Genomic DNA, 11,739 nt, shown 5'->3' with positions numbered 1-11,739 from the left:
AGGTCAGCGGTTCGATCCCGCTAGGCTCCACCATCACATTACATACAACCTTTCAAGCCTTAAATCTTATGATTTAAGGCTTTTTTGTATTTCCATCCATAGACAACGGCCTCGTTACCCAACTTTCACCCTTGCAAAACCTCACATTTTAATCATTCACAAACATTTACAGAATTAACAGAATGTTTATAAAGTTAATGGAATTTTTAACCTGTGTTCATACTGGCTCAAAAATCGCCGATTATACTTCAACGTAGGAGGTGAGCTTGTTCTGAGTGCTGATAAGAGCCTTAAATTCTACCAGGATTATTCCCTTATTCAAACGAGTCAACCTAATCTTTCCAAGCAGGCAGAGCAATATCTCTTTTATAAAAGGTTTATGGATCTGGTGCTGGCCACAATCGGCCTATTGCTAGCGCTGCCGATTATTGGGATATTCGCTGCTTTAATTGTCATTGAAACACCTGGATCACCTTTCTATCTTCAGGAGAGGGTTGGAAAGAACGGCAGGCATTTTAAAATGATAAAGCTCCGATCCATGCTGTGCAATGCTGAATCGGCTGGGGCGAAATGGGCTGAGGCCAATGATCCGCGGATTACAAAAGTTGGTGCCTTTATACGGAAAACACGAATCGATGAACTTCCGCAGCTGATATCCGTCCTGAAGGGGGATATGTCGCTTATAGGGCCGAGGCCCGAGAGGCCTGTGTTTACCAGGCAATTCACCAAGGAAATTCGGGGCTTTGAAAATCGCCTGCTAGTTAAGCCCGGGCTGACGGGCCTTGCGCAGGTAAATGGAGGATACAATCTCTCTCCTCAGGAAAAGTTGAAATACGATCTCGAATATATTCAAAATCTTACATTTGCTCTTGAACTGAAAATTTTGCTGAAAACATGCAAGGTGATTGTAACCGGAGAAGGAGCACGTTAAAGGCAGGAGACATCATGTCAGGTATTAAAACCCAGATGGGCAAAGGAATGAAGTGGACAGGGACTTCTACAGCGATAATTACCATTATTCAAATCACCCAGTTTGGATTATTGGCCAATCTGATGACCCTTGCTGAATTTGGTTTGACAGGGATCATCGCGGTTATTGTCGTCTTTGCCCAAATTGTTCTGGATTTAGGTCTTGGCTCTGCAGTCATCCAAAAAGAGCGGGTCACTCATACGATGCTCTCGACATTATTTTGGCTGAACATTCTTACTGGCATTGCCATATGCGGCATTTTAATGCTGGCAAGCCCGCTGATTGCAGCATTCTATCAGCGGGAAGAATTGACAAGTCTGATTCGCCTGCTTGCGTTGATGTTTCTGGCTGCTCCAATTGGGCAGCAAAGCCAGTATCTGCTGCAAAAGGAGTTGCGATTTTATGAGCTGGGTGTTGCGGAAGTAGTTTCTAATCTCGTTTCCTTTCTAGTTCTGCTTGTGCTCATTTTTACAATCAGCCCGATTCATGCCTTTGTAATTTCACAAGTTGTGCTTTATACGTTAAAAGGATGTCTGTATTTCTTCTGCCATCGAAAATGGAGGCCATCTTTTGAGTTTGATTTGAGCCAGTGCAGGGATCTCCTTAGCTTTGGAGGGTTCCAGCTTGCTTCAAGGCTTGTAAACAGGATAGGCTCCAACCTGGATGTCATCCTCATTGGGAAATTCATGGGAGCAGAGGCCCTGGGGATCTATCATCTGGCTTACCAGATTGTCACAATTCCTGTCCTTAAAATAAACCCCATTCTCACACGAGTGGCATTTCCGCTGTTTTCAAAAAACCAGCACAGTCAGAAGGCTTTAAAGGACGGCTTTTTGCATATGACAAAGCTCCTGGCTGTTGTGACCTTTCCAATGCTCCTTGGGCTGATGGTTGTGGCAGATGTCTTTGTTGCCGCCATCTTTGGCCAAAAGTGGCTGGTGGCGGTTCCGATTGTGCAAATAATGGCCATTGTGGGCATTCTCCGGGTGCTTATGAATCCTAATGGCTCCGTTTTGCTTGCAAAAGGGAAAGCCAGGCTTGCATTTTATTATGACAGCGGTGTGCTTGTTCTATATGGGGCCTCCTTGCTTTTCGCTGTTGCAAGCGGAAATTTGGAAGTGGTCGCCTGGACGTATGTTTTGGCCAGCCTGATAAATTTCATAATCGGCAGGCAGCTGTTGAAATGGCTGATCGAACTGGAGTGGCAGGCGTATTTAAAATCACTGGCAGGTCCATTGGGAATGTCGATGCTGATGGCATTGGCGGCATGGATTGTAAAAGAAACAGCTTCTGGCATCTTGCCTGATTTGCCGGCAGGACAGCTGGCAATTGGCATCGTGGCAGGTGCTGCGGTCTATGTTTTGCTCCTTTGGAATGTCTTTCCTGCCTTTTTTTTAACCTTGGCAAAGAGAATGCCCGGGAGAAACACGTAAGGTAAGTATTTTCTGCAATGTTGCTATCAAAACAAGAAAGGCCGTTTTCTATGAAGGTGTTATGGATTACAAGTGTCTATCCAAGCAACGAAGAGCCTGGGAGCGGAGTGTTTCACGAAACGCAGGTGCAGGCACTGTCTGCACTAGGCGTGGAGGTAACCGTCATTTGTCCGGTCCCGCGGACTCCAATGCTGTTTCAGCCGGTAAAAAAACAATATCGTGCCAGTGGGGATATACCTCTTTTCTACGAAAGGAAAGGAATCCCTGTATACCGTCCGCGCTATACGGCGCTTCCCGGCCAGCTGCGATGGGCTCAGCCTGACAGACGGATTGCGGCAGCCGTTACCGGAACAATGGATAACGAAAAGATTGTGCCGGACCTTATTCATGCTCATTTTGCCATGCCTTCAGGCGGTGCAGCAAGAATAGTGGCCAATGAAAAAGGCTTGCCATGGATACTTACGCTGCATGGAAGTGACGTTCAGGTTTATCCGCACTATAGTACAAGTGCTATGAAGGCATTCCGGCGGTCGGTGCTGGCAGCCAATGAGGTGCTGGCCGTTGGGGAGAGTTTGCGGCAGAAAAGCCGGGAGCTGACGGCTAGGGAAAGTAAGCATCTTCCAATTGGAATCGACCTTTCCCGATTTGCGATCCCACAGCAGTCCAGGGTGGCTTTGCGAAAACAGCTTCAGCTTCCGGAGAATAAAAAACTAATTGCCTTCGTAGGCAGGCTGACCGAAGCAAAAGGTGTATTTGAGCTTGCCAAGGCCCTTGAGCAGCTTCCAGCCCAAATGGCTGTTGTCTTTGTCGGGGACGGGCCGGCGAGGAAATCACTCAGCATGCACCCCGAACTGAATACAAGGCTGTTTGTTACCGGGCAGGTAGAAAATCAAAAAGTAAAAGAGTATCTGGCCGCATGTGATGTGCTAGCCCTGCCTTCCTGGTCCGAGGGAATGCCAACGGTCGTCGTCGAAGCGTTGGCCATGAAGGTTCCCGTCGTGTGTACGGCTGTCGGCGGCATACCCGATTTATTCAGAGAACACAGCCATATCTTGGTTAAGCCAAGGGACATAGACACGCTCGCTCAACGTCTGCAGGAAGCTGCCTGCGGCCATCTGTATTCTTCGCTCATCATGGAGGAGCTTTCCGATCATGTCCATGTGCATTACGATGCCGAGCGGAATGCTGTAAGGCTGAAACAGGAATATGGGAAGCTGCTCCAGACCGGTGGCCAGTCTGCCATCTGATACAGAACTAATCCGAAGAAAGGACGTGTGAATATGAAAAAAATTGCCGTAATTGGAACAGGTTATGTGGGCCTTGTTTCGGGAACATGTTTTGCGGAAAGTGGCAACAACGTTATCTGCTGCGATGTTGATGATAACAAAATCACGCAGCTGTCCAAAGGAGAAATGCCGATTTATGAGCCAGGTTTAGAGGAATTGGTGATGAAAAATACAAGGGAAAACCGGCTCGCCTTCACCACCAACATACCACAGGCAATCTCTCAGGCAGACATTGTCTACATCGCTGTCGGTACTCCAATGGCGGTGACTGGAGAAGCGGATCTGATGTATGTCAGGCAGGCGGCAAAGACAATCGGCCAGAACCTGAATGGCTATAAAATCATTGTCACAAAAAGCACGGTGCCGGTGGGAACCGGCAAGCTGATTTCCGCCATCATCCGTGAACAAACGAAGATTCCATTTGATATTGTCTCCAATCCTGAATTCCTGCGGGAAGGCAGAGCGATTGAGGATTCGATGAATATGGAAAGGGCAGTGATTGGAACGGCCAGCAGCAAGGCTTTTGAGCTGATTGCAGAACTTCATAAGCCGTTTACTTCAAAGATTGTTAAAACCACTGTGGAAACAGCGGAGCTTATTAAATATGCAGCCAATGCTTTTTTGTCAACAAAGATATCTTTCATCAACGATATAGCGAATATATGCGAGCGGGTGGATGCGGATGTAACCAAGGTATCGGAAGCTATCGGCCTTGACAGCCGGATCGGCGGACAATTCTTACAGGCCGGAGCCGGTTTTGGCGGGTCATGTTTCCCAAAGGATACGGCAGCGCTACTGCATATCGCCAAGGATGCGGGGTATGACTTCAAACTGATTCAGGCGGTTATGGAAACCAACGAAACCCAGCGTTTGCTGATGGTTGAAAAGCTCACCTCCGCTCTCGGTACTTTAAAGGGAAAAACCATTGCGGTGCTCGGTTTGGCATTCAAGCCTGGAACGGATGATGTCCGAAGTTCTCCTGCGCTTGATATCATTCCGCAGCTGGTAGACAGGGGAGCTAATGTAATGGCCTATGACCCTGTTGCCATCGAGGAGGCAAAAAGGCGGCTTGGGTATAAATGCACCTACACGGATGACATTTATCAAGCGATCGAAGGTACAAACGCCTGCCTGATATTAACAGATTGGGAGGAAGTAAAACAGATTGATTTAGCCAAGGTCAAGGGCATCTCCAGGCAGCCAGTCATTGTGGACGGTCGTAACCTCTTTGAGATTGAGGCGATGAGGCAGCTAGGGTTTACGTATCTTTCAGTAGGAAGGCCGGCCGTTCATAACAAAAGTATCATTTCCAAGGCCATTTAGGCGGTGAAGATGACCAAAGGGTGGCCGGAAATGGGCACTGGCTTCGAGATCAACCAAGCACAAAGAGATCGCAGGAAGCTGAGCCGGCGTCGTTTGGTGCAAATAGCATCTGCAGGAACCTCCCTTTTGGCTGTGATGGCGCTGGCGAGCATGAATCAGCTTTACCTCATTTTTCCTGGATTTTGGATGGTGCTCATACTTGCTGTTTTTTTACAACCCTATGTGGATAGCAAAAAACTGTTCCATGGCTCGATGTACCTATTAGTTGCGGCTACATTCCTTAATCAATCGGTAATCAGCATCAACCTTGGTGTGTTCAGCCTGTTTATGTACAGGCTGGTCCTGATTGCGGCAAGTGTTCTTTTTATCATCCATATCACAAAGGAAAGGAATCTTTTCCGCTATTGGGACCAGGTCCATGTAAAGGGCAGCCTGCTTTTCCTGTTGTTTTGGCTTGGATATGGAACGGTTTCCCTGATATGGGCGAAATCGATTATCGAAGGGCTTAAGTATTTGTTTCTGCTTGGATCCGGTATTCTGTTTATCTTTCTGGCCGTATTCACTTTTACGAAGATATCCCGGCTGTACCTGTTTTACGGAATATGGATGATCATGACCTTTGGACTGCTGATTCTGGGTCTGGTCAATCACTTTTGGCAGGTTCAGCTTCCAAGTTCGACACTGTACGGCGCATCGGAATATAAATTGGGCTATCCGACGGCTGTCTTTTTTAACCAAAATGATTTTGCAGCCTTTTTGACCATCTCTTTCTGTTTTTATTTGGCTGCCGCAAAAAACAGCAAAGGCGTGTGGATCAAAACCTCGGCTATCCTGCTCGCCGTCCTTTCCGTCTATATTGTCTTTCTGACAGAATCAAGAGCCAGCCTCCTTGCAATGATGGCAGCTTTGGCCGTCTACCTTTTCATCCTGCTGCCAGCGGTGCTGAAAAAGGCCGCTATTCTTGCAGGTTCTGCTATAACCATTGCAGGAACTGTGGCATTTGCAGGGAGCCTGATGATGGAGCCCATGGTGGACAGTACTTCTTCCAATGCTGTCAGGGTCAATCTGCTTAGAAACACTTTGCATTATGTACTGGATACTTTTGGATTTGGCGTCGGGGCCGGAAATCTCCCTTTCTATTTAGAACATGAACCGGTATATGAAACCGACTCGGTAATCGAAGTTCATAATTGGCTGGCAGAACTCCTTGGAAATTTCGGGCTTTTCATTTTTCTCGGATACATTGCGATGTATGCGATTCTATTTTTCTCCTTGTACACCCTCCATAAGCAGGAAAAAAGGCACAAGATGCTCCTGGAGGCCGGCATGGTGGCGATGGCTGCCTTCCTGGTAGCCAGTATCAGTCCCAGCTCGGTTTCCAATCTTTTTTTCCACTGGGTCTTCCTTGGGTTTGTGATGGCTGTTGTTTCGGTCTTTAAAAGCAAGAAGCAGGAGAAGGAAAACTTTTATTAAGGAGCAAGTTTGGCATGGAATTCATGATTCAAAGAGTGGCTGCCAAAAGTAAAAAGCACATTTTAATCCTGCTTTTGGTTCCGGTCCTATTGGGGCTGATCGGCTGGTTCGTGCCAGTCGGAAACGAACCAGCTGCCATCAGTGCAGAGGCGGAACTATCTTTAGGCAGCTACCAAAACAAGGATTTAAACGACCCAAAGCTCGTGGTAGGCTTGCTGACTAACACCCCTTTTTATGCAGAACATTTGCAAGGGGCGGGGGAGCCAGAGGAGATTCTCTCAAAGCTGATGGTCACGCAGGTGAATGAACGGAATATAAGCCTTGTCTATACCGGAACTTCAACTAAGGACGCGGTGGAGATGGTAAATGAAATTGCCGCCGCCTTTCTGGCTTTGGACCGGCAGAAATTTGCGGAAAAGCAGTCGGTCATCCAGGCAACCATTGACTCTCTGGAAAGGCAGGAAGTGGCTCCGGAAGCACAGGTCGACCAGCACCGGTTTTTATATGAGCTTAAGACAGCCCAATATGATATTAAACCAGCTTCGTTAATTAAGCAGGCACAGGAAGCAAATGTTGAAGGCCAGGCCCTAAGCTCCCGCGATCGGGCTATCCTGGGAGTTTTAATCGGCATTACCCTGATGTTTTTTTGGATGGTAATCCCCGAGTTGGTAAGGAAGCCTTCCTGATGTCCCAATAAAAAACAGGAGGTCAGAACAGATGGATGAAAAGCAGCTTCTTGTATCGGTTATTACTCCGGCTTATAACGCCAGCCAGTTTATTGAGCAGACGATCCATTCCGTCAGGCGGCAGACTTTTACAAATTGGGAAATGATTATTGTGGATGACTGTTCAACAGACGATACCCGTGAAAAGGTAAAGGGTCTTAGTGCCGGGGATGAGCGGATACGGCTGGTCTGCCTTGAAAAGAATGGGGGTGCAGCCGTGGCCCGCAACCGAGGATTGCAGCTGGCCAGGGGAAGGTATATCGCATTTTTGGACAGCGATGATTGCTGGAAGCCGGAAAAGCTCGAAAAGCAGCTGTCTTTCATGAAAGAGAATGACTATGCGTTTACTTTTACCGCCTATGATCTCATCACTCCCGAGGGTGAGCACTTAAACAAACAGGTCTGGGCGCCTCCCGAAATTTCTTATTCAGACTTACTGAAAAATACCATTATTGGCTGTTTGACGGTCATGGTCGACACGGAAAAAACAGGCTCTTTTCAAATGCCTAACATCCGTACCAGGCAGGACCTTGCCACATGGCTTTCTCTTCTGAAACAAGGCCATAACGCATACGGGTTAAATGAGGTGCTGGCTGAGTACCGCACCGGCAACCCTTCGATCTCCAAAAATAAGTGGAAGGCCCTCAAAATGAACTGGTTTGTTTACCGGAAAGTGGAAAAGTTGAACGTGTTAAAGGCTTTCTGGTGTTTCTCGCATTATGCAGTCCATGCGGTGGCAAAACGTTTATGAGCGGGAGGACATTGAAAGGATGGGGATAGGATGAGGAAAATCCACGTGATTGTGGCGACAGGAGACTGGGAACAGGATGGGCTTCGGTATCGGCGCCACCGGTTGGCTGAGCACCTGCAAAAACAGGCTGATACAGGCGAAGTCATCTGGCTCTGTCCGAGTCCGCAAATAACAGAAGATATGTATTCGAGCCTGCCTAACGGCATATGGCAATTCACGGTTACGGACCTTTTTCCACATAGGCTGTTTCGCTTTGGGCGTTATGTGGATCTCTTTTATCAAAGCAAGCTGCATGCACTGCTTTCCTATCTAAAATCAGTTGCGGGCAAATATCAGGTGTATCTTTGGTATACCTTTCCCGGCTTTCCGCTGCTTGCTGACCTTTTTCCTTGGGATAAGATCATTTATGACTGCAGTGACTTATGGTCTTCGCCGATCAATGGCAAGCATACACTTCTGTCGACTGCGAGGGAAAAAGTGATAGCTAATGCTGAAAACCGGATTATGGACAGGGCCAACCTGATTTTTTGCACCTCGGGGTATTTGCGTGAAAAGGTAATCGAAAGGACAGGAAAGGATGGCCATGTATATACCTTCGAAAATGGCGTTGATTATAATCTGTTTGCCGGCCAGCGGGAAAAAAAGGAAGGAATATTGCCTCCAGGTTTTAAAGGCACCGTTTTGGGCTTTATCGGCGGCATTAAACCAAAGCTGGATTTTAGCTTGATCACCAAAGTGGCGCGCAAAAAACCTGATTGGCTGCTACTACTTGTCGGCCCGGACGGAACCGGCGGCAGCCCTGAGTTCAGGCAGCTCCTGGAAGAGAAAAATGTCGTATGGACAGGCGGAGTCCCATCAAACGAAGTTCCTTCTTATATGAGCCTGATTGATATCGGCATCATGCCTTATAAGGACTCACCCTACAACCAGGCTGTGTTTCCACTCAAACTGTTCGAATTTCTGGGAGCGGGCAAACCAGTTGCGGGTGTCCACCTGCCTTCCACAAAAATGTATGTGGAAGATGGCATCTATCTTCATTTGGAATCGGGAGGGGCAGGCGAATTTATTGCTGCATGTGAAAAGCTTGCCGAGGGCAACAACAACCCGGTTGATGTGCAAAGAAGGCGGAAGTCGGCACAGAAGAAAGATTGGGATGTCGTGTTTTCCGGAATGAGGTTAGCGTGCGAGGGCCTTCCGTCAGGAACTGCCTGGAAGGACACTGCAGTGGAAAGCGGTACGGTCAACAGCACAGTCCATGGTTTAAACCCGGTACTTAAGAAGACCAGCGAATACCAAGGAGGGAAGGAGTTATCATGAAGAAAATCAAGAAAGCCATCATACCAGCAGCAGGCTTGGGAACTCGTTTTTTACCAGCAACCAAGGCTATGCCCAAGGAGATGCTGCCCATCGTGGATAAGCCGACGATCCAGTACATCGTCGAAGAGGCAGTAAAATCCGGGATTGAAGATATCATTATTGTAACAGGAAAAGGAAAACGATCAATTGAGGACCATTTTGATAATGCCTTTGAGCTGGAAGAGAACTTAGTGGCAAAGGGGAAATACGACCTATTGGAAAAAGTGCAGGCCTCATCCAGTGTGGACATCCATTACATCAGGCAAAAAGAACCGAAGGGACTTGGGCATGCTGTTTGGTGCGCACGAAAATTTGTTGGCGATGAACCATTTGCTGTCCTTCTGGGGGATGACATTGTCCAGGCAGATACACCATGCCTCGGACAGCTGATGGAAGTGTATAATCAACACGGCACATCCGTAATTGGAGTGCAGTCGGTCTCACCAAGGGAGACAAATCGATATGGAATTATTGATCCTGCTAATTCTGGCGGACGTTTGTACCAGATTCGGAATCTTGTAGAAAAACCTGAACCTGGCAGTGCGCCCTCCAATTTGGCCATAATGGGGAGATATATACTGACACCGGAAATTTTCTCAATTCTTGAAAATCAAAGAGAAGGGGCTGGAGGGGAAATTCAGCTAACCGATGCCATTCAGCAGCTGAACGGCTTTCAGTCTGTCCTTGCCTATGAATTTGAAGGCAGAAGGTTCGATGTGGGAGAAAAGCTGGGATTCATCCAAACGACCCTGGAATTCGCGCTGCAGCAAGAAGAATTGCGTCCCCAGCTGCATAGCTTTATTGAGCAGCTTCTGGCAGTGAAAAGATGAAGGAAGGGAAAGGTGTTTAATTATTTTCAGACTTTACAAATAATTAATCCTGGTTTAACTTCCTCTTTGTAATCCCAGGCTATGATATAAGTAATGAAGCATTTGGTTCATGGACCAGCAATCATTGCCTGGGAGGATGATAGTATGTCAACTTTACTGAATATCCTGTATTTGTTAAGTATTGCCGCAGCGTTCATCTTCATTTTTTACAACGCTTTTTCTGAAAAAAGCCAAAAGAGACGCTGATGGTATTTACCTGTTCCCCCATTTCCCCCATCCCTCAAATAGATTCCGTTTTTTATTAACTTCCTGAAAAAAAGAATCCCCTGGTGTGACTACACAAAATATTCCTCATCGTATATATATTCAGATTTTTGTCGAGTTGAGTCATTATTATGATACCGTTTACAATGGAGGTGGGAGAGGGGCGATAGAATGAGAAAATTATCCATTATTGGCATGCCCATGGACTTGGGCCAAATGAGGCGAGGCGTCGATATGGGTCCGAGCGCCATTAGATATGCGGGAATTTATGAGAAGCTGAAGATGCTTTTTGATAAAATCCATGATATGGGAGATATTCAGATAGGCAGGCCAGAAACCAAGGTGGATGCCGAATCTAACCTTAGAAACCTTGAGCTGGTAGCGGAAAAAAGTGAGCTGCTTGCCAGGGAAGTGGACAAAATTATCGAAACTGGAGCGTTCCCGCTTGTCCTTGGCGGGGACCACAGTATTGCTATAGGAACATTGGCTGGTGTATCAAAGCATTATAAAAATCTAGGCGTAATCTGGTATGATGCCCATGGAGACTTAAATACGGCAGAAACTTCGCCTTCGGGAAATATCCATGGCATGCCTTTGGCTGTCAGCCTTGGGTTGGGACATGAATTGCTGACAGGGATTGGCGGATTCAGCCCGAAGGTAAAGCCGGAGAATATTGTTCTTATCGGCATCAGGGCATTGGATCAAGGAGAAAAGGACCTTATCAGGAAATTGGGAATCAAGGTCTATACGATGCATGAGGTAGACCGTTTGGGAATGACAAGAGTAATGGAAGAAACCATTTCCCATTTGAAAGAGAGGACAGATGGAGTCCATTTGTCGTTGGACCTGGATGGGCTGGACCCGGTTGATGCTCCTGGGGTTGGCACACCGGTCACCGGAGGGATCAGTTACCGCGAAAGCCATCTGGCCATGGAGATGCTGGCTGAATCGGGAATCGTCACATCTGCAGAATTCGTGGAAGTAAATCCGATCCTTGATGAAAAAAATAAAACAGCCATGGCCGCTGTTGCATTGATGAGTTCCCTGCTAGGGGACAAACTGTTATAAAATAGAAAAGAGGCTGCCTTTGGGCTAGCCTCTTTTTAATATAAGTGTGTTTCATGAATATGACTTTTCCGAGGTTATATGATAATAAGTGTTTAACAAGTGGTCGAGCTTGGTGCTTGCCCGAATCACTTCCTTATCTGACAGCGAGGTGTCCTTCGCCAGCTGGATCATATGATTCCTGCATTCCTCTATATTTTGAATTAGTGTATCTACGTTCATAGGCTTTTCCCACCTTCACTGATATAGTTAATTTTATACCC

At 47.0% G+C, this 11,739-nt stretch carries 11 protein-coding genes; 10 read left to right on the top strand and 1 reads right to left on the bottom strand.

Going from position 1 to position 11,739, the window contains the following annotated elements; translation table 11 throughout:
* Positions 1-271: 271 nt before the first annotated feature.
* The 10 genes from WQ57_RS20225 (at position 272) to rocF (ending at position 11,479) form a co-directional block, all read left to right on the top strand.
* Positions 272-931, top strand: coding sequence for a sugar transferase (locus WQ57_RS20225; protein ID WP_046525582.1), 660 nt, complete (start codon positions 272-274; stop codon positions 929-931).
* A gap of 14 nt (positions 932-945) precedes the next feature.
* Positions 946-2,403 (top strand): teichuronic acid biosynthesis protein TuaB, encoded by a 1,458-nt coding sequence (gene tuaB, locus WQ57_RS20220; protein ID WP_046525581.1) that lies wholly within the window; start codon positions 946-948, stop codon positions 2,401-2,403.
* 50 nt (positions 2,404-2,453) lie between these two features.
* The gene (tuaC, locus tag WQ57_RS20215; RefSeq protein ID WP_046525587.1) at positions 2,454-3,650 is read left to right on the top strand and encodes a teichuronic acid biosynthesis protein TuaC; all 1,197 of its coding nucleotides are present in this window, start codon (positions 2,454-2,456) and stop codon (positions 3,648-3,650) included.
* A 33-nt stretch (positions 3,651-3,683) separates the two neighbouring features.
* Complete coding sequence (gene tuaD / locus WQ57_RS20210) at positions 3,684-5,012, top strand: UDP-glucose 6-dehydrogenase TuaD (RefSeq protein WP_046525580.1); 1,329 nt, start codon at positions 3,684-3,686, stop codon at positions 5,010-5,012.
* A 9-nt stretch (positions 5,013-5,021) separates the two neighbouring features.
* Positions 5,022-6,485, top strand: coding sequence for a teichuronic acid biosynthesis protein TuaE (tuaE, locus tag WQ57_RS20205; protein ID WP_052948838.1), 1,464 nt, complete (start codon positions 5,022-5,024; stop codon positions 6,483-6,485).
* Positions 6,486-6,499: 14 nt separating this feature from the next.
* On the top strand, positions 6,500-7,171 hold the full coding sequence (locus tag WQ57_RS20200) for a hypothetical protein (RefSeq protein ID WP_046525579.1): 672 nt from the start codon (positions 6,500-6,502) through the stop codon (positions 7,169-7,171).
* 31 nt (positions 7,172-7,202) lie between these two features.
* A complete protein-coding gene (tuaG, locus tag WQ57_RS20195; RefSeq protein ID WP_046525578.1) occupies positions 7,203-7,961 on the top strand; it encodes a teichuronic acid biosynthesis protein TuaG in 759 nt (252 codons plus the stop codon).
* 30 nt (positions 7,962-7,991) lie between these two features.
* Positions 7,992-9,278 (top strand): teichuronic acid biosynthesis protein TuaH, encoded by a 1,287-nt coding sequence (tuaH, locus tag WQ57_RS20190; RefSeq protein ID WP_064537397.1) that lies wholly within the window; start codon positions 7,992-7,994, stop codon positions 9,276-9,278.
* On the top strand, positions 9,275-10,147 hold the full coding sequence (gene galU / locus WQ57_RS20185) for a UTP--glucose-1-phosphate uridylyltransferase GalU (protein ID WP_046525577.1): 873 nt from the start codon (positions 9,275-9,277) through the stop codon (positions 10,145-10,147). Before tuaH ends, galU begins: the two co-directional genes overlap by 4 nt.
* Before the next feature lie 435 nt (positions 10,148-10,582).
* Positions 10,583-11,479: an arginase gene (gene rocF, locus WQ57_RS20180; protein WP_046525576.1), complete on the top strand. Its 897-nt coding sequence runs from the start codon at positions 10,583-10,585 to the stop codon at positions 11,477-11,479.
* Between the two features lie 51 nt (positions 11,480-11,530).
* Here rocF and WQ57_RS26315 read toward each other — a convergent pair whose 3' ends face one another.
* Entirely contained in the window at positions 11,531-11,698 is a 168-nt protein-coding gene (locus WQ57_RS26315) for an aspartyl-phosphate phosphatase Spo0E family protein (RefSeq protein WP_084820337.1), read from the bottom strand.
* Positions 11,699-11,739 lie beyond the last annotated feature (41 nt).

Source organism: Mesobacillus campisalis, from assembly GCF_000986785.1.
Taxonomy (GTDB): Bacteria; Bacillota; Bacilli; order Bacillales; family Cytobacillaceae; genus Mesobacillus_B; species Mesobacillus_B campisalis.
Note: the sequence above shows the minus strand (reverse complement) of the source record. Positions and strands in the feature narration are given on the sequence as shown.